The following is an 18,581-nucleotide window of genomic DNA, read 5'->3' on the forward strand; positions in this document are numbered from 1 at the left end:
AGGTGCATGTTTTGGGGCGGCTACGCCACCCAACGGGGATAAATCCCCTCGCCACAGATAATCCCCCTCACCACAGGAAATCGGTTCATTGGGGTCATCGCTTTGACGCCAGTTTTATGCGTTGAAAATTGAATGGTCATTTGTCAGACACGCCACTAAAGTGGCATTCGGTCTGTAGAGTAGGACACTCGGTCAGCCTCCTTTCGCACGGTGAGTCAACGATTGACCCATAACGCCATCCAGCGCCTTTTGCTCAAACGTTTTGCCCTCGCAGCCGGCACCTACGCCCTGGCCCTGCTGCTGCTGTGGCTGGCGTTTTTTACCGGCCATTACGATGAGCCCCTGGCCAATGTCGCTGTCGGCAGCGCGCTGGTGGTCATCAGCCAGGCGACGTTGTTCGCGGTCTTCTACAGTGGCTGGAACCTGCGGTTCTCCGACCCCAGCCTGACCGAAGCGCAAGTGTTGCTGGGGCTGGGTTGGCAAACCTGGCTGGTTGCCAATCTGGATGAGGCACGCGGCGCTTTTCTGGTGTTCTACGTGCTGATTCTGCTGTTCGGGCTGTTTCATCTGTCGCGCCGGGCCTTTGTGCGGTGCGCGCTGTTGGTGTTTTTCAGTTTCAGCGCGATCACGCTGTGGGAGGGCTACCACTTCCAGTTGGCCGACCCGGCACTGGCCGCGTTGCAGGTGTGCGTACTGTTTATCGTGCTGGTCTGGCTGGAGCTTTACGCCCGCTACGTACAGGCGTCACGCCAACGGATGCGCCAACGCCGCTTCGCCTTGCAGGCGCATCAGGACACCCTGCGCGGAATGATGCGCCAGCTCGAAGACCTGGTCGCCACCGACGAGTTGACCGGGCTGTTCAACCGTCGGCATTTCCTGCGCCTGGCCTCACGCGAACTCAACGCCATGGAGCTCGGCGTGGTGCATGGCCTGGCGCTGATCGACCTCGACCATTTCAAACGCATCAACGATGTGCACGGCCACGCTGCCGGCGATCAGGTGCTGCAAGCCTTTGCCGGTGTGGCCAGCGCCTGTCTGCGTGAGGGGGACGTGCTGGCTCGTTATGGCGGCGAAGAGTTCGTGTTGCTGCTGCCCGACTGCAGCCCGGAACGCCTGACTTCCTGCTGCGAGCGGTTGCGGATTGCTTTCACCGACGTCGAGTTGATCGGCCTGAAGGTCGGCAATCTCAGCCTGTCGGCAGGCATGACCCTGCTGGAGCTGGGCGATGATCTCGACGACGCTTTGCAGCGCGCCGACCAGGCGCTGTATCGCGCCAAGCGCGACGGCCGCAATCGTTGCGCGGCGGCGTGGGAGAACGTCGATGCCTGAGTTACGGGTCGGCGATCGTCAATGGTCGGTGGCGTCTGGCAGCAACCTGCTTGATGCGTTGAATCAAAACGGCGTGTCCGTTCCTTACAGCTGCCGCGCCGGCAGTTGTCATGCGTGTCTGGTGCAATGCACGCAAGGATTGCCGAGCGACAGCCGGCCCGATGCCCTGAGCGCAGAGCAGCGTCAGCAAGGCTGGCGCCTGGCGTGTCAGTGCCAGGTGGTTGAGGATTTGCAGGTGCATGCTTTCGACCCGCAACAGGACGGTCGTCCGGCCGAGGTCGCCGCCGTCGATTGGTTGAGCAGCAGCGTTTTGCGTCTGCGCCTGACGCCGCAACGCCCGTTGCGCTACAGCGCCGGGCAGCATCTGGTGTTGTGGAGCGGCAACGTGGCGCGGCCTTATTCCTTGGCCAGCCTGCCGGAAGAAGACCGCTTTCTGGAGTTCCATGTCGACTGTCGCCAACCGGGCGAATTCAGTGAGGCGGCGCGTCAGTTGAAAATCGGCGATCCGCTGCGTCTCGGCGAATTGCGCGGCGGGGCCTTGCATTACGATCCGGACTGGCACACCCGGCCACTCTGGCTGATGGCCGCCGGAACCGGGCTGGGCCCGTTGTTCGGCGTCTTGCGCGAAGCCCTGCGCCAGGATCACCAGGGCGGCATCCGCGTGATTCACCTCGCCCATGATGCCGATGAGCATTATCTGGCCAAACCTCTGCAGGCCATGGCCGCCAGCCGCCCGAACCTCAGTATCGAACTGTGGACGCCGACCGAGTTGCCCGCGGCTTTGGCGCAACTGCGGCTTGTTTCCCGGCAAACCCTAGCCTTACTCTGCGGGTCCCCCGACAGCGTCGATGCCTTTGCCCGGCGCCTGTATCTGGCGGGACTGCCGCGCAATCAACTGCTGGCCGACGTCTTCCTGCCTCGCGGTTGAGCGCTGACTTTGTAGCGAGCAAGCACTCTCGCCACAGTTGATCCTCTCAGATCAGGACACGCCATGCCCGATGCCATCCAGATTGAACGCGAACGCGGCCTGCTGACGCTATGCCTGAACCGCCCCGACAAGAAAAACGCCCTGACCCGCGCCATGTACAGCCATTTGGCCGAAGCGCTGGAACAGGCTGACACCGACCCCGAAATCAACGCGGTGCTGATCACTGGCAGCAGCGAATGCTTCACCGCCGGCAACGATATTGCCGATTTCCTGCAAGCGCCTCCGAGCAACCTCGACAGCCCGGTGTTTCAGTTCATGCTCACCTTGCTTGAATGCCGCAAGCCGGTGATCGCTGCCGTGGCAGGTGCAGCGGTGGGGATCGGCACGACGTTGCTGCTGCATTGCGATCTGGTCTACATCAGCCGCGACGCTCGACTGCGCATGCCCTTCGTCAACCTCGGTTTATGCCCGGAGTTTGGCTCCAGCCTGCTTTTGCCTCGATTGCTCGGGCATGCCAAAGCGGCGGAACTGTTGCTGCTCGGTGAAGGTTTCAGTGGTGAGCAAGCGGCCGAGTGGGGCATCGCAACCGAAGCGCTGGGCAGTGGTGAAGCGGCATTGGCCAAGGCGCGGGAGATGGCGCTGCGTTTCGAATCGCTGCCACCGGAAGCGGTGCGCATCAGCAAGCAATTGATGAAAGCCCCGGATCGCGAGCAATTGCGCAAGGTGATAGAAGAAGAGGGCGCGTTGTTCACCCAACGGCTGCGCTCGCCGGAAGCGCTTGCGGCGTTGTCGGGGTTTATCAACCGACATTGAATCGACGGGGGCCGGGCGGGCCTCATCGCGAGCAGGCTCGGTGCACCACAAATCCCCTGTGGGAGCGAGCCTGCTCGCGATGAGGTCCGCCCAGACACTGCAGCTTCAGGATCAGAAACCAAAAGCCCCGCCATTCACATGGCAGGGCTTTGTTTTTTCAGCAGCCGGTCACTCAGACCTGCGGATCGCCAACGTGCAGGATTTTCATCCCGTTGGTGCCGCCGGTGGTGTGGTAGCTGTCGCCCTTGGTCAGGATGACCCAGTCGCCTTTCTCCACGACGCCGCGCTTGACCAGCTCGTCGATCGCCTTCTGGCTGACTTCGTGTGGCTCCAGCGAGGCCGGGTCGAACGGAATGGTGTACACGCCACGGAACATCGCTGCGCGCGCCTGGGTTTCGCGGTGCGGCGAATACGCATAGATCGGCACCGAAGAACGGATGCGCGACATGATCAGCGGGGTGTAGCCGCTTTCGGTCAATGCGATGATCGCTTTGACGCCCGGGAAGTGGTTGGCGGTGTACATGGTCGCCAGCGCGATGCTCTCGTCGCAGCGGGTGAATTCCTTGCCGATGCGGTGGCTGGAGGTCTTGCCGGTCGGGTGCTTTTCAGCACCGACGCAAATGCGCGCCATCGCTTGCACGGCTTCCAGCGGATACAGGCCGGCGGCGGATTCGGCGGACAGCATCACGGCGTCTGTGTAGTCGAGCACGGCGTTGGCCACGTCGGACACTTCGGCACGGGTCGGCATCGGGTTCTGGATCATCGACTCCATCATCTGGGTCGCCACGATCACAGCCTTGTTGTGGCGGCGTGCGTGCAGAATGATTTTCTTCTGAATGCCCACCAGCTCGGCGTCGCCGATTTCCACGCCCAGGTCGCCACGGGCAACCATCACCGCGTCGGAAGCCTGGATCAGACCGTCGAGGGTTTCATCGTCGGCCACGGCTTCGGCGCGTTCGATTTTCGCCACCAGCCAGGCAGTACCGCCGGCCTCGTCGCGCAGTTGACGGGCGTAGTTCATGTCGGCCGCATCACGGGGGAAGGACACGGCCAGGTAGTCGACCTGCATTTCTGCGGCGAGCTTGATGTCGGCCTTGTCTTTCTCGGTCAGGGCCGGAGCAGTCAGGCCACCGCCGCGACGGTTGATGCCTTTATGGTCCGACAGCGGGCCGCCGATGGTCACGGTGCAGTTCAGTTCGGTGGCGGTGGCGGTATCGACGCGCATCACTACACGACCGTCGTCGAGCAGCAGCTCGTCGCCCACGCCGCAGTCCTTGACCAGGTCCGGGTAATCGATGCCGACCACTTGCTGGTTGCCTTCGGTCAGAGGATGGCTGGTGGAGAAGGTGAATTGATCACCGATCTTCAGCTCGATCTTCTTGTTGGCGAATTTGGCGATACGGATTTTCGGGCCTTGCAGGTCACCCAGCAGGGCCACGAAGCGGCCGTGCTTGGCAGCGAGGTCACGCACCAGCTTCGCGCGAGCCTTGTGCTCGTCGGGGGTGCCGTGGGAGAAGTTCAGGCGGGCGACGTCCAGGCCAGCCAGAATCAGCTGTTCGAGAACTTCCGGCGAGTTACTGGCCGGGCCAAGGGTAGCGACGATTTTGGTGCGACGGACGGACATGCATAGACTCCTGAGTTCAAGCGCTGAGTGAGGCTACTATGGTCTCCGGTTGTAGTCATTGTTCGTTTGCACTACTTATTCGTTTATATCTTTAAACGAACAATCTTGAAGATTTTGCGCCACGGGTCGATACAGAGCTCAAGACAGGAGAACCCCCATGCGATTCGTGCTCATAGCCATTCTTGCCCTCAGTGTTGTGGGCTGCACCCGTTTTTCGATGAACCATCATTTGAATAATGCCTACAAGGCTTATGACCGTGGCAATTGCGAGCAAGTGACGCTTGAACTGTCCAAAGTCGAACGCGCCAGCCGCGCGCGGTCTTACGTATGGCCGGAAGTGTCGATGCTGCGCGGTTTGTGCCTGGAACGGCAGAAGCTGTTTGTCGATGCGGCGCAGACCTACCAGTTCATCATTGCCTCCTACCCGCAAAGCGAGTACGCCTATCGTGCCCGCGCCCGACTGGAAACCTTGCAGTCGCTGGGTCATTACCCGCTGCGCAACTCTGCCGCCGTGGTTCGCCCGACCCGGTTCTGATTGCATCCAGCGGCTGGCTCACTGGCGGTGGTGAGCTATAGTCGAATAAGCCGGTTTAGAGCCTTGCTGTCAAGCCGACGTAACACCTGTGATCGGCAGGAGTAAGCGACAGCGGTTCCATGGACTGTCGCACCGGGATCGGGGAGAGCGCGCCCATTGCCTATCTATAAAGGCAGGCCCGTTCCGAAGCATTAGTGCGGCCCTGCTTAAGGGCCTTGCTGGGCGAATTGCGCATGTTCACTGACCGCCGGATCGAGCGGCATCAACTGCCGTATTTTCTGAAAGTGTTCAACAGCGTCACCGACAAACCGATTGGTTTCCTGGGCAACGTCTCTGAAGACGGGCTGATGCTCATCAGTCAGTTACCGATGATGATCGGCGCCGATTTTGATCTGCGCTTGAAAATCCCCATGGCCGATGGCTGCCAGCAGGTCATCGACCTCAAGGCCTGCTGCCTGTGGTGCCACGAAGACGCGACACCTCACCACTATGACGCCGGGTTCAGCCTGCAATGGGCACCGCCGGAGTATGGGCAACTGGTGGCGGCGTTGAAGCAGTACTTCAGTTTTCAGCCGTTGCCGGCTTCGGCCTGACGTTTTGCGGCGCCGGTGCAATTGCTTTCGTCGAAACGCCGCCCGGAGCTTGCTCGCGAAAGCGCCGGACCAAACAACACATCCTGAACGTATAGAGACTAAGCCGCGCTGAACGCCTGTCCGTTTTCCAGCGACTTCTCCACCCGCAACAACCCAACTCACTCAATTGTTAAATCGCCACTGCCAGATGCCGGGGGATTGTCTTCAAGGCTCTCGGCCAAATCAAGCTGCCTGAGGGGAGCCACTCGTCGGGACTGTCAGTTATTACAGGTAGCCATTCGCTGTTTGGTTAGGTAGCAATAGCCAGGAGAACGCTATTCAACCGCAGGAGAGCGAAAACATGACAGCAGTTCAGAATGACCCGAAATCCAATCTAGCGGCCCCTGTTGTAAACACACCTCAATCTCATAAGGCCTACTACGCCCATGCTGGTCGTAGCCTGAGAGTTGAACTTGAGGAAGGAGAAGGAGGGCGTTTAACACCTGATGGTTTTCAGATCGACTTTCATCCTTCTGGGCCTATGGGAACATACAAAAATCTACACGATAGGCACTTTTGGCAGGATCTGTCGCCGGGGCCCCACCAACTGCATGCGGTCAGTAAACGGCAAGATCAGGATAATTCCCCTTGGACCTTTGTTGAATGGTTCTATGTATTGACCCCCCCTGCGACATCCTCTCTGGACTATGCACCGCACAAGATCGAAGACCGTTCATCGTGACTGTCATTTATCACAGGTTACGGCTTGCTCCTGAATCGCTTAAACCTGTAGCACGAAGTCTCCCCCGTCGCTTTCAGGAAATCTCCCATGACAAAGGAAACCAGCGGTAATTCACTCATTTCACAACTTTTCGATTCGACGGTCGGCCAGGAGCGGATGCAAAGCCTGACGCAAGACCAGCAACTCACCGCTGATAACTGCTCGGTCTTGCAACTGGTGCGGATGGGGCATCAGGGATTGATGGATACGTTCGGCCTGTCCAGCCATGAAGCCAGACTTGTACAGAACAAATCCAACAGTGTGCTGGTGCATGTTGCACGCCAGTTTCGCAATCACCGATTGACTCGCCATACACCGCGCAACGCTTTGCACTACACCGGCATCAGCGCGCTGGTCGATGGCCCGAACCATGAAAAACTGTTCAATCCCGCCTGGGGTGAGACCACGCTGCCGGGTAACCTTGATGCCAACGATGCACCGGTGGCGTACTTCGTGGAGCTGTTCACCAAGGCCCTTGAACTCGAAGTGCGCGCAGATGCAGGTTGTGCAAAAAAAATAACAATGGCGGTCCGGCGGCCTGATCTGGGAACCCGTGTCATCGATCCGACAATGGCTTACCAGATGACACCGACGGTGGTGTTGGTGAACAAAGTACTGAGTCACATCATCGAAAATCAGCCTGAAGACCCTCTTCTGGCCGATGAAGTTGTTGAGGACCGGCTGCTCCAGGCACGCTATCCCATGACCACGTTGCCGTTCGAATGGTACCGGGTGCAATGGAACCATGTGCTGCAGCAAAAGGGTTTGAGCCTGGGGGATGTGGTGCGGATCGCCGATCCGAAATATCCGTACTGGAAAGAAGCAGGGGCTCACGGAGGGCGCTCCAGTATTGCCATGCGCCAGGCCAGCGGCCTGGGACCGGCGATGCAGGCGTTGCTGTCGGAGAATAAGTACGTCATGACGGAGGAGCCCGAGGAAGTGAAGCTCCAGCGAGTGGATCGCCGTACAGGCCGTATCGATCCTGATCCGCAAGCCACCAACGACGATTTTTTCAAAGACAATTTCGGTGCCAATTACGACGATTTGCTTGATGTAGTGACGTTTTGCACCCAGACCTCGATCAATTCGGATCAGTTGGCCAGCTTGTTGTCGATTGAACGTTATGCCCCCCACATTTCTCCGAATGTCTCCTCCCCTCCCATGGCGGACGCGAAAACGTTCGGCTCGGTGTTTATCAACGCGGAAGGCAATGCAGATGCAATCAGCGTGTCCCAACCTTCGGGCGCGGTGACAGACAGGAAACTGATAAACGCGACCAAACGGCACTTCGACCTGATTAACCGCATGCTTCGCCTGGCTCGGCACATCGATCTGCCGTACGACGAATGCGATCTGCTGTTGGTGGCCGCCGGCCGTGCCCAGGCACGCAAATCGGCGAATGAGCCTGTGGCAAAAGAGCTAGCGACTCAATCCTACAAAATCACCGACAGTACGCTGCGAGCCATTGGGCTTTTTCAGGATTTCCGTCGGGAGTTCAGATGCACAGCCGAGGATTTTGCGGCATTGATCGACGAGATGAGCGTCTGTGCTCGCGGCGAAGAGCAATCTCAGTTTGACCGCGTGTTTAACGGCCAATCGTTGTTCGACACACCGCTTCGCCTCGATGGCGGCAAGTTTGCCATTCACCCGCAAACCGACAGTGATCGTCGCACGGTAGATCAGATCTGTAGTGGCTTGGGCATTAATCTGGAAACCTGGCGTTATCTCGCTCGAGTGGTCGCCGAATGTTACGGCATGCGCAATGAGCTGGAGCGTAGTGTCAGGGTCGTCTCAAGCTTTTATCGACTGGTCAGGCTGTCGTCTTTCTGTGGGGTGACCTCGATAGAGCTGGCAGCGCTGCTGGAAACCATGAGCCCCATGGGCAGCGATTGGCTGCGTGAGTTGTTGGGGCACCCCCACATTGGTAGCTATAGAACGATCGGCAGGGCCGACGTGCTGGATGTACTGCATGCCGTTCAGTCCTGCGTGAAATGGTGCCGGGAAAATAACCTTGAGGTGATCTGGCTGGTGCAACACGTGTCGCCGGTCGAGGTGCCGACAGCGGCTTCAGAAGCCGAATTGGCGCTGTTGCAAGAATTGCGCAAGCGTCTGGAACCGACTCGCCTGACCGAAGAAGCGCTGTTGGGCGCAGGCATTCCACCGGTTCGTGCAGAGCTCGGCACGAATTGGCTGGCCTTGCTGAACGAGATCGTTGAAGAAAAGGGCTTGATCGTCAAAGGTCATGCTGTAGATGACGCGTCGTACGAAAGCTGGGCCAAAGACGAAATCAACGGTGCGGTCGAAATGGCGGAGGTTGATGAAACACAGGCTGAGCGAGTACGGGCGACCGTTCTGGCGGTCGTGTTGCAGACCCGGGCGGCGCAGAGTGCCGTCGTGCAAGAGAGTCTGGCGGTTTATCTCAATGTCGAACAGGACCAGGCCCTGGCCGTGCTGCGGTGGGTAGAGTCGGACGGGGTCTTCCTGCTGCTCAATGAAACGATGCGGGTGTTGGGCGATGCGACACAAGCGGAACAAACCATCGCCGTCGGTGACGATATTCTCAAGATGCTGGCGCATCTGGTTCGCCGTACCGCCGTGGTGAAAAAACTGGCATTGAGTTCCGCGATGCTGGCCACGCTGACGACCCAAGAGCATTGGCGCTGGTTCGGGCTTCGGCAAATCGAGGAACTGACCCTCGATACCTTCTACTTGTTGACCATCTACGGTCGCGCAGTCATTCACACCGAGGAGCCGGCCGAGAAACTGCTGGCGTATTTGAAACTGGTCAATGAGCTTCCGCCCCAACTGACCCCGGAGGACATTCGGCTTATTCGCGATGGTGCAGCGAGCTCACTGGCACAGGCAGTCAAATGGGGCATCAAGGAAGTATTGGAGTGTGCGAATTATCTGGCGCCCGATCTGCCACTGATTCGTGAGTTGTCGCAGATTGACTTTGTGATCCGTGCGCGAGGCTGTGCCGCGACCACAGGCCTGGACGCCAAGGCCATTTTGGAATTGGGCATGCTGAGTCCGGAAAGCGATGTGCAGAGCTGTCGCCAGGCGGCAGAGCACGCCGTGCAGTGTTTGTCTGAGTCGGCTATCCAGAGCAAAGCACAGGAGTTTGGTGAGGTTGGACAAAGTGTAACGGGCACTACGACGGTCTCGACTAACCGACTGATCGCTAACGCACCCGGCGAGTACGCGCGGATCGAAGTCATGCTGCGAGACTTCCAGGGCGAGCCTCTGGCCAACATTACAGTGACCTGGGAGTGTGAACGCAGCGGCTTGCAAGAGGTGACGTCGGTCACCGATCACGCAGGGAGAGCGAGCGTGCGCTTCAAGGCGGGAAACTGGATGGGCCTGGCCAAAGTCGTTGCCCGCTATGGCCTGGGGCAGCGGGTGTATGCCGAACCTATTTTGATTGACTGTGACGAAAGTACTATCGACTTCGTAAAAGAGGACACCAGCACTGGGCCTTTCGAGCCGAAACTGGCCGGGAACCTCGAATACCTTGAGCTTCAGGTAAGGCTGGATGACAGGTTTTATAATTTTGCTGCAGATCGCCCTATTCAATGGGCATGTACAGGTGGAACTCTGGACCCGGTGGTGTCTTATACCGACAAGGACGGCTTTGCCCGAACCCGTTTGCGCAGCCGGGAAGCGGTGGCCGATCTCACAGTCACCGCGCGGTACGAAGACAAGGACCCTGTGAGATTCGAAAAAATCAGTTTTGTTGATCGGCCTCGCATTACGGTGCTTAAGGTGTTGTCACCTGCTGTGGCGGGACTGTCGCTGGAGTTGAGCTGTCTAGTGATTGGACTGGATGGCAGGCCTTATCAGGGTGCGAGAGTCACTTTCTACCGGGGCGAAACCCTGCTTGGCAGCGACGACAGCGACGAGAACGGTGAAGCGACGTTCACCGTGTCATCCGTTACAGCTGGGCCGCTGACAGTGAAGGCCTCTGTAACCCACGGCAGTAAATCCCTTGAGCTCGAGGTGGCCAGCGGCGCTGTGATGCATGGTCAATCGGCCGATTATCTCTTGCCGGTTGCAGGTTCTGACCGCGCCAGCCAATTGTGGATTGAAGTCCGGGAGCTGGCGGACAACGACGCTTCGCCGATCGCCCGTTATCCGATTGAGTGGGTTGTTGAGTTTCTGGATCCACCGGAAGAGGGGGAGCAACCCGAGCTACCTGAAGAAGCTTTGGTGCCTACCGATAGCGACGGTCGTTCGATGTTCCCGTTCCTTGCTGCCAAAGCGGGGCGCTATAAAGTCACGGCCCGCATGCAGGGGCGCACTGACAAGCGGGTATTCGACCTTGAAGTGGTTGAGCCGCTGCAGTGGCGCATCAAGCTCATCGACCTGACTGACGCAACAGCCCCCGTCGAGCAAGTCATCGAACCGGGTGACCTCCTGAACCTTACCCGCAATCGCAAGTATCGACTCGATCTTACTCCTGAAACCACGCATGACCTCAATGGGGCACGTGCTGCGCTGGGCTGGAGTGCGCCTTTCTCCGCGAAAGCCATGGGGATGACGTTTGCACCACTCACGGGGGAATACACCATCGTTTCGGGCGAGACCATGAGTTGGTCCATCGATTGCGCCGACTTGCGCGATGGCAGCTTCGAATTGACCTGGTTGTGCAACCGGATTGATCAGACGCTGGTATTGAAGGGGCATTTGTGGTCCGGCGCGGCCGTGGTCCAGCATCCGCTGCCCGGTTCGGAGGTGGAGCAACGAATGGTGGTGGGAGGTACGGGCGCGAAAGGCAGCATTGTTGAGGTTTTTATCGGCAAGGATTTGCCTTATCGGGCACGGACTCAAGTCGATGATCAGGGTCGATGGTGTGTCCAGCTACCGCAACCCCAAGCGGCGGGTCCGTGCACGCTGTCCGTCAAGCAGTTGTCTGCCGCGGGTGCCGAGTATTGGGCACCGGATGTCATGGTTACCGTTAAAGAGAATTCCTTTAAACCGCCCCATATCCAGTCACCCCGCAGCGGCGCCAAAGTTGCTGCCAATCCCGTATTTTCCGGATTCGGCCGTCCTGGAGCCACCGTGACACTGGTCAAGGGGTGGGAGCAGACAATTATTTATGGCACCGCCACCGTTATGCCAAGCGGAGGTTGGGAGTTGCAATCAAAAGATATGGAGCAGCCGGGAAGTTACAGTCTCAATGCGAAATTGTCTGTTGCCGGTATCGGCGATTCAGCCTGGTTGCCAGATGCATACAGCGTCGAAGTCGTCGCCACTGCATCCAATGAAAAAGCCCCCTGATGCTTCGATGAGATCATCGATCTATTGAGTTTGCATTGACCGTACAACAGGCATAGCGCCCTGCGACGTAACTCACAGACATTACGGCTGGAATGGAGAATTGATAATGAAAAAGTCCGTTATCGGGGCATTGGAAGAGCGCCGTCGTGATGCGCTGGTGGATTACTATCGTGGACACGTCGCTAACCCGGTGTTGGGGCTGAAAACCATTGCCGAAATCGAACAGTATCTGCTGATGGACACCCAGATGACCGACAAAGTCGACACGTCACCCTTGGCGGAGGCGATTGCCTGCCTGCAGCGTTACCTGGGAAGAATCTATAACCGGATGGAGCCCGGCTACGACAAGAAGTTTTCTGACGATGACCTGGAGTACTGGTACAAGCGCTTGTGCAATATCAGCGATTGGTCGGGTTACAAGATGCTGCAGAATGACCCGCATAATTACATTTCACCCGGTCTTCGGCTGAAAAAAACCAAGTCATTTATCGACCTTGAAAACAACTTGTCACAAGCCCGTATCAGTGACGCGTCGGTGCAAACTGCTTTGTATGAGCACTTGGGCAAATTTGAAAAAGTGTGCAACTTGCAGTTGATTTCCGGGTACATCGACAGCACCGACAAACCAGCCCCAGTCGATAAACCTGATGAGCCCACTTTCCGGAACACCTTCTATTACATGATCGGCCGGCAGACCGAGCAACCTTACGCTTACTACTGGCGCAAGGTTCGAGTGCACATTAATCAGGCGAACCAGGACACGGAATACCTCAATCCGGCAGACTGGACAGAATGGGAAGAGTTGCAGTTGCCCTCGGGTTTAGAGGTGCTGGCGGTTCGCCTGGTGGTGTTCGGTGGTCGTTTGAGCGTGGTGTATATCGAAGGTGAACAAGCCCCGGATGAGAAGGATAAGGACGGCATTGTCACCAAGCCTGGCGCATGGACGGTAGAGGCCAAGCTTGCCTGGCTGGGGTTGAACGACATCTGGTCCACGCCGGTCAGCTTGCGCAAAGAGCAATTCGCCATTCTGAAAAAAGAAACCATGCGTTTGGTGGCCGTCACGGTCGCGGGCTCGCGCAAAGATGTCGAGGACTGGCTGGCCGTCAGTTTTACCTCCCTCGATGCAGCCCCGGGTGTGCAAGCCTGGCGTGATGATACCGCTCCGGGTTGGCTGTTTGCCTGTGTCGATGCTTTGTTCCAGCCACAGGCAATCAAGGTTGCGACGTTGCAGAGCTGGTCCAGTGGGCGGTTCAAAGATCAGCGTTTGTTGCAGCACAAAGTCATTCGTGATGAATACGCGGCACTTGATCGGGTCCTCGCGGCACCGGCCAGTGGAGGAACTGTCGAGGGTGATCTAAGTGGCACGCTGGGGATCAGCCTTAATTTCGACAGTCGACTGGATGCGCAGAACGTCATTCAGAACACACTGCAGGTCCAGGGGGTGTGTCAGGCGTCGCGGCTCGATTTCGATTTGAAGGAAATCGTGCTGCTTTCTCAGCACAGATTTGAAGGGGAACCGGCTTTCTTCGAAATTTCATACGCCGGGCCCTGGTCTGTTCTGTTGACATGTCATCTTCTGACACCTGCTGCGATGCACATCGAGTTGCTGTTCAACAATATCGCCGGGCAGGAAAGTGTCCTGGGTAGTATCCCGGCCGCGGAGTTCACTGCGGTAGAGGGAAGGTGGTGGCGCGCGACGAAGGAGATTCAGTTGTCGCAGCAAACGCTGGAGCAACTGGCCCTCAAACGACCAGACGAAGCGTTCACTGGCGCTGGATTGTCAATTCGCACGCCACAGGGTGCGGCCAGATTCAGCGATTCGGTTAATAAAATCAGCGTCAATGCACAGCCTCAAAAGTTGACATTCGGTTTGAGCCTGTTCGATGGAGCAAACAAGGTCAAGGGGCAGGAGTTCACGTTCGATCTGGTGAACTGGTATGCCTCTGGCTGGATTGAATACAAATGGTCCGGAGACCCGGCTGGCAAAATACTGAATGTAACCTGGGGTGATGACAAGGGCGCGCGCGGCCGTGACAAGTATGAGGTGACCATCAACCAGGCGCCCACGGCCAGCAGCCTGCCGCTGCTCGACACGCAGGCCTCGGGTGCACAGTTTCTGGATTTGCAGGCGCTGGGTTTGAGTAAACTGCGCTGGGTTCGCCTCAACTCGCTGTTTGGTCCGGTCCTGAAATCGAAAGTGGCCGTGTCGATTGATGAGTTATTGTCTTGGGAAACCCAGCACTCTCCAGAGCCTGCGCCAACTGCCGTTGCTGGTGGTTATGCTTCTGTACCCATGGATTTCAAAAGCGCTCATGGGGTTTTTTACTGGGAACTGTTCTTCCACCTGCCATTTCTGATCGCCCATCGATTGTGTGAAGAACGCAATTATCTTGAGTCCCAACGCTGGTATCACTACCTGTTCGACCCGCAGAACAAGCGTGAAGAAGAGTCGACCAACATTGATCTGCACTGGTACTGCCGTCCGTTGCTGGAGCCCGGTTATGCCGGTGCCGAAGCGAACAATCTGGTAGACCCGGATGCCATGGCCTACGCCTGCCCTGTCATCTATCGCAAAACCATCTTCATGAACTATGTGCGCTGCATCCTGACCAACGCCGATGAACTTTACCGCCGCTTGACACGCGATGATCTGGTGGCCGCGAAGTTGCTCTATGAGCGAGCTCTGGCGCTGCTCGGGCCCAAACCTGATGCTGCCCCCATGAGTCACTGGGTGCCGAAATCGGTCAAGGATATTCTCACGCCCTCCACGCCTCGCGGGCCTTCGAAGCTGGAACTGTTTGCGCAACAGATCGAGGTCAATGTCGCAACATTGCCCGAACGGGTTGTTGGCACGCCGCAGCTGGCCGGCCTTGAACTGGATGAGTTCCGTCCGCCGATAAACGAGATGCTGCTGGGTTTGTGGCTGCATATCGAGCAATGCCTGAGCAACATGGCAAACAACTTGACCATCGATGGCAAGCCCATGTTTCTGCCCTTGTTCGCGCCACCAACCAACCCATTGGATTTGTTACGGGCTCAGGCAGGGGGATCTTCCGGAGCATCGCGCAGCGCTGGTGGCTGGTTGAACATTCCGCATTACCGTTTTCGCCCGATGCTGTCCTCGACACAGAATGCGGTGCAGACCTTGATGCGTTTCGGCCAGCAGGTGCTGCAGTTCATGGAGCAGCGTGACAGCAGGCAACTGGAGGAATTGCACCAGGTTCATGTGATGGAATTGAGTAAATTCGCCACGAAAATTCAACAGGCGACGATTGATCAGTTGAAAGCGGCGAAGGAAGGGTTGAGCAAGAGTAAAGCGGTTATCGAGCAACGGGAAAACTACTACAAGGACTTGCAAAAGGATGGGCTGATAGAAAGGGAAAAGGCTGCGGACGGCTTGGCTGTCGCTAGTCGGGTAACAAGTGCGGGAGCCTTTATTCCTGAGGTCGTCGCCGGGGTCGGCAGGATTTTTCAGAAGGTTGGTGGAATGGCTGGGTTGATTTTCGGCGTGCCGTTCATTTCTGCCACAAGTGAAACTGGGGATAAAGGGGCGCCTCCTGCGCACATGGCTTCAATTCTAGCCGGATCAGGGGCTATTAGTTATGGGGTTTCTGAAAGCTTACGAATCACGGCTTTCAATGATCGCCGGTCTGCTGAATGGCGTTTTCAGGAGCAACAAGCCCAAGCAGAAATTGAAGTAATTGATCAGCAAATCATCGCACAGGAATCTGCGATTCATGGTGCCGAAGCCAGTCTGCGCCATGCCAAGAAAAGCGCCGAACAAGCCCAGGCCATTTACTCGTTCCACAAGACCCGAACCACCAACGTCGAGTTGTATCGCTGGCTGGTGAGCCAGATGGCGACCCATTACTACCAGGCCCACGATGCCGTGGTCGGCATGTGCCTGAGCACCCAGGCTTCCTGGCAGTATGAAATGGGCGACTACGACACCACCTTCGTTCGCCCCAATGTCTGGATGGACAAACATCACGGGTTGATGGCTGGCGAATCGATTGCCCTTGATCTGTTGCGCATGGAATCCGCGTTTCTCCACCGGCACGAGCGGCGTCTGGAAATGACTAAAACCATTTCCTTGCGTCAGTTGTTCGATGCCAAGGCAGCGGAAGAAGGGAGTGAAGATAATTGGGAAAAAGTTCTGAAAAAATTTGGCGACGACGGGGTAGTCGACTTTGAATTTACCCAGAAGATGTTTGACCTGGATTATCCCGGTCATTACTGCCGGCAGATCATGACCGTTGAGGTGACGTTCCCCGCAGTGTTGGGTCCCTATCAGGATACTCGCGCCATTCTTACCCAACTTTCCAGTACCACGGCGGTAAAGCCGGTCGAGAGTTCGCTGGATTACTTGTATGCCCCGGATGCCGCGCGCACGCCTTTGGACATCAAGCTCAATCTGCGTAACAGCCAACAAATAGCCGTGTCCAGCGGCGTGGACGATCTCGGCGGGAACATGCAGCAGGATGAACGTTACCTGCCTTATGAAGGTACCGGCGCGGTATCGAAATGGAAGCTCGAGTTGCCGATGGGCAAAGACCATACGCAGCAGGCACTCACTAGCAGCCTGACGGACATCATCATTCGTGTCCGCTACCTGGCGCTTGCCGGTAACACAGCGTACACCCAGGCCGTGATCGAGAAGCTCAAAGGCAGCCGTGCGAATGTGCGATTGCTGCCACCGCAAAACCAACCCGTTTCATCGTCGATAAATGTTTGAACGTGGAAGCTGTTACTAACGACAACAGAGGAGAGGTCATCATGACTAGTAATGAGTTGGTCGAAGGAAGGAATTTGATTGAGCACGGCGGCTTCTCCTCCGGGTGGCAAGATACCTGGACTGTCGAGGGTTCACATCTGGTGCGTGAGGACAGTGTGACGGGCAAGTTTTATCTACAACTCAACAACGAGGCGACTGTCCGTTGCAGTGTTGATCTGCCGATAGCTCCAGCTCCCGATAAGAAGGCTCTCTATTGGTTTTCGTTCAGCTATGAGGGGTTGGGCGCCAGACCCAGCAACGTCACGATACAAAACGAGAGCGGAGACGTCATTTTTGACGAGGCTTTCATGAGCAGAAAATCACAAGACAACTCAGGGACGGCAGATCCTGCACCATTGGCTGAACTTAGACCTTATCCGCCAATAGAACTTGAAGGACTATTACCCACGGATAAAAAGATCGATCTGGTGGTGACCGCTGCCACGGGAGGGAGTCGTGAAGGTATCAACGTCACGGACTTCAAGTTTGATCTGCGACTGGCTCCTTTGGAGTTGAGGTCGATGTTATTGGATGGCCGAGAGATTCTACCTGCCGTTTTTTCCACGTCGGCGGTGTCATAGTTTTCCGGCCCGCTTCCAGCTCAGATAGTGCGTTACCAGTTGTGCGCCTAGCGTGTTGGAACGTGTATCCACCACCGGCACGCCATGAGCGTTCAACCGCTCATGGCATTCGGCCCGCGCATTTAAATAATCCACGGTCCCGCAATACGTCAGCGCTTCGTTCAACGTTTGCACGGGGGACTCGCGCAGGCTGTCGAGTACGTCTTCTCTCAGGCTGGCGACAAGTACCCGATGTTGCTTGTTCAGCCGATTGACGGCGGTGAGGAGTTCTTCATCGTCTTCGTCGCGTAGATTTGTGACCAGAATCACCAATGCCCGGCGTTTTTGTCGGGCCAGCAGTTGAGTTGCAGCCGCTTGATAGTCCGCACTGCGTTGAGTGCTGTTCAGGTCGTAGACCGTGTTGAGCAATACGTTGAGTTGGCCAGTGCCTTTCACCGGCGCAAGATAACGTGGCTGATCGCTGGCGAAGGTGTAGAGCCCCACCGCATCCCCCTGACGCAACGCCACGTAACTAAGCAACAGGCACGCGTTAAGCGCGTGATCGAAATGCGCCAATTCACCATCGTGGCTGCGCATGCGTCGACCGCAGTCGAGCATGAAAATGATTTGCTGATCGCGTTCGTCCTGATACTCCCGGGCAATCGGTGTGCGTTGGCGAGCGGTGGCTTTCCAGTCGATCTGGCGCAAGCTGTCGCCTTCGCGAAATTCCCGTAGCTGATGAAACTCCAGGCCCAGGCCGCGTCGCTGCCGCTGGCGCACGCCGAGCTGGCTGAGCCAGTTGTCCACAGCCAACAGTTGGCCGCCGTAAAGGCGGGCGAAGTCGGGGTACACGCGGGTGTGGTCGGACACCTTTGGCAGACGTTTGCCGGACCATAGGCCCAAGGGGCTCGGCAGGTTGATTTCGCAGTGTTCGAAGGTGAAGTGGCCGCGCTTGAGCGGGCGCAGGCGATAGCCGGCCTGGCTGTGCTGGCCGGGTTGAAGTTCGAGCGACAAGGGCAGGTTTTCGAAGCTCAGGCCGTCGGGTACGTGGTCAAAAATCCGGATAGTCAGTGGCTGGGGACAGTCGTGTTCAACCTCCAGTCGCACTTCCCTCCAGCGGCCGAGTGCCAGGCTGCCGGGCATTTGTCTTGTTATCCGGGGCGAGGGCAGGCGTTTGAGGCGTACAGCATCGAGTATTGCCAGGGCCAGTAGCGCCAGCAGCAACCCCCAGTTGATCGACAACAGCGTGGATGAAACGGCGATGTCCAGCGCCCGCAATGTACCGAGCACGATGCCAATGGCCAGCAGCAATGCCAGCCAGATCAGCAGCAGACGCGAGGGTTTCATCTGCGCACACCTTTTGTCGCCGGAGTTCTTTTTGTGGCGAG

General features: G+C 57.4%; 11 protein-coding genes. 9 read left to right on the forward strand and 2 right to left on the reverse strand.

What is annotated here, in order from left to right; genetic code table 11:
• Positions 1–222 precede the first annotated feature (222 nt).
• The 3 genes from ACM6IQ_RS00340 to ACM6IQ_RS00350 all read left to right on the forward strand — a co-directional run bounded on the left by ACM6IQ_RS00340 (position 223) and on the right by ACM6IQ_RS00350 (position 3,070).
• Positions 223–1,329 carry a GGDEF domain-containing protein gene (locus ACM6IQ_RS00340; protein ID WP_414877854.1) on the forward strand — a complete coding sequence of 369 codons (1,107 nt, stop codon included), beginning with the start codon at positions 223–225 and terminating at the stop codon, positions 1,327–1,329.
• A complete protein-coding gene (locus ACM6IQ_RS00345) occupies positions 1,322–2,257 on the forward strand; it encodes an iron-sulfur-binding ferredoxin reductase (RefSeq protein ID WP_017340509.1) in 936 nt (311 codons plus the stop codon). The genes ACM6IQ_RS00340 and ACM6IQ_RS00345 overlap by 8 nt, the downstream gene beginning before the upstream one ends.
• Positions 2,258–2,320: 63 nt before the next feature.
• Entirely contained in the window at positions 2,321–3,070 is a 750-nt protein-coding gene (locus ACM6IQ_RS00350; RefSeq protein WP_414877855.1) for an enoyl-CoA hydratase-related protein, read from the forward strand.
• Positions 3,071–3,242: 172 nt separating this feature from the next.
• On the opposite strand, the gene pyk is transcribed toward ACM6IQ_RS00350, so the two are convergent.
• Complete coding sequence (gene pyk / locus ACM6IQ_RS00355; RefSeq protein WP_017340507.1) at positions 3,243–4,694, reverse strand: pyruvate kinase; 1,452 nt, start codon at positions 4,692–4,694, stop codon at positions 3,243–3,245.
• A 157-nt stretch (positions 4,695–4,851) separates the two neighbouring features.
• Between pyk and ACM6IQ_RS00360 the strand changes: the two genes are divergently transcribed.
• From ACM6IQ_RS00360 to ACM6IQ_RS00385, 6 genes are all read left to right on the forward strand, one after another.
• A complete protein-coding gene (locus ACM6IQ_RS00360; RefSeq protein ID WP_017340506.1) occupies positions 4,852–5,229 on the forward strand; it encodes a tetratricopeptide repeat protein in 378 nt (125 codons plus the stop codon).
• A gap of 233 nt (positions 5,230–5,462) precedes the next feature.
• Complete coding sequence (locus ACM6IQ_RS00365; RefSeq protein WP_031319091.1) at positions 5,463–5,822, forward strand: PilZ domain-containing protein; 360 nt, start codon at positions 5,463–5,465, stop codon at positions 5,820–5,822.
• Positions 5,823–6,162: 340 nt separating this feature from the next.
• A complete protein-coding gene (locus ACM6IQ_RS00370) occupies positions 6,163–6,543 on the forward strand; it encodes a hypothetical protein (protein WP_144425288.1) in 381 nt (126 codons plus the stop codon).
• Positions 6,544–6,630: 87 nt separating this feature from the next.
• A complete protein-coding gene (locus ACM6IQ_RS00375; protein ID WP_414877856.1) occupies positions 6,631–11,859 on the forward strand; it encodes a Tc toxin subunit A in 5,229 nt (1,742 codons plus the stop codon).
• 106 nt (positions 11,860–11,965) lie between these two features.
• Positions 11,966–16,594, forward strand: a complete 4,629-nt coding sequence (locus tag ACM6IQ_RS00380) for a neuraminidase-like domain-containing protein (RefSeq protein WP_017340503.1) — start codon at positions 11,966–11,968, stop codon at positions 16,592–16,594.
• Between the two features lie 41 nt (positions 16,595–16,635).
• Positions 16,636–17,214 carry a hypothetical protein gene (locus tag ACM6IQ_RS00385; RefSeq protein ID WP_017340502.1) on the forward strand — a complete coding sequence of 193 codons (579 nt, stop codon included), beginning with the start codon at positions 16,636–16,638 and terminating at the stop codon, positions 17,212–17,214.
• On the opposite strand, the gene ACM6IQ_RS00390 is transcribed toward ACM6IQ_RS00385, so the two are convergent.
• The gene (locus ACM6IQ_RS00390) at positions 17,209–18,540 is read right to left on the reverse strand and encodes a DUF58 domain-containing protein (RefSeq protein ID WP_414877857.1); all 1,332 of its coding nucleotides are present in this window, start codon (positions 18,538–18,540) and stop codon (positions 17,209–17,211) included. The two genes, ACM6IQ_RS00385 and ACM6IQ_RS00390, sit on opposite strands and share 6 nt — an antisense overlap.
• Positions 18,541–18,581: the final 41 nt, after the last annotated feature.

This window comes from Pseudomonas sp. IT-P100 (assembly GCF_949767185.1).
Taxonomy (GTDB): Bacteria; Pseudomonadota; Gammaproteobacteria; order Pseudomonadales; family Pseudomonadaceae; genus Aquipseudomonas; species Aquipseudomonas fluorescens_B.

Bases quoted from the DNA above. Each gene is read 5' to 3' on its own strand.
- ACM6IQ_RS00345 (WP_017340509.1), top strand. From the start codon at position 1,322: ATGCCTGAGTTACGGGTCGGCGATCGTCAATGGTCGGTGGCGTCTGGC.
- ACM6IQ_RS00350 (WP_414877855.1), top strand. From the start codon at position 2,321: ATGCCCGATGCCATCCAGATTGAACGCGAACGCGGCCTGCTGACGCTA.
- pyk (WP_017340507.1), bottom strand. From the start codon at position 4,694: ATGTCCGTCCGTCGCACCAAAATCGTCGCTACCCTTGGCCCGGCCAGT.
- ACM6IQ_RS00360 (WP_017340506.1), top strand. From the start codon at position 4,852: ATGCGATTCGTGCTCATAGCCATTCTTGCCCTCAGTGTTGTGGGCTGC.
- ACM6IQ_RS00365 (WP_031319091.1), top strand. From the start codon at position 5,463: ATGTTCACTGACCGCCGGATCGAGCGGCATCAACTGCCGTATTTTCTG.
- ACM6IQ_RS00370 (WP_144425288.1), top strand. From the start codon at position 6,163: ATGACAGCAGTTCAGAATGACCCGAAATCCAATCTAGCGGCCCCTGTT.
- ACM6IQ_RS00375 (WP_414877856.1), top strand. From the start codon at position 6,631: ATGACAAAGGAAACCAGCGGTAATTCACTCATTTCACAACTTTTCGAT.
- ACM6IQ_RS00380 (WP_017340503.1), top strand. From the start codon at position 11,966: ATGAAAAAGTCCGTTATCGGGGCATTGGAAGAGCGCCGTCGTGATGCG.
- ACM6IQ_RS00385 (WP_017340502.1), top strand. From the start codon at position 16,636: ATGACTAGTAATGAGTTGGTCGAAGGAAGGAATTTGATTGAGCACGGC.
- ACM6IQ_RS00390 (WP_414877857.1), bottom strand. From the start codon at position 18,540: ATGAAACCCTCGCGTCTGCTGCTGATCTGGCTGGCATTGCTGCTGGCC.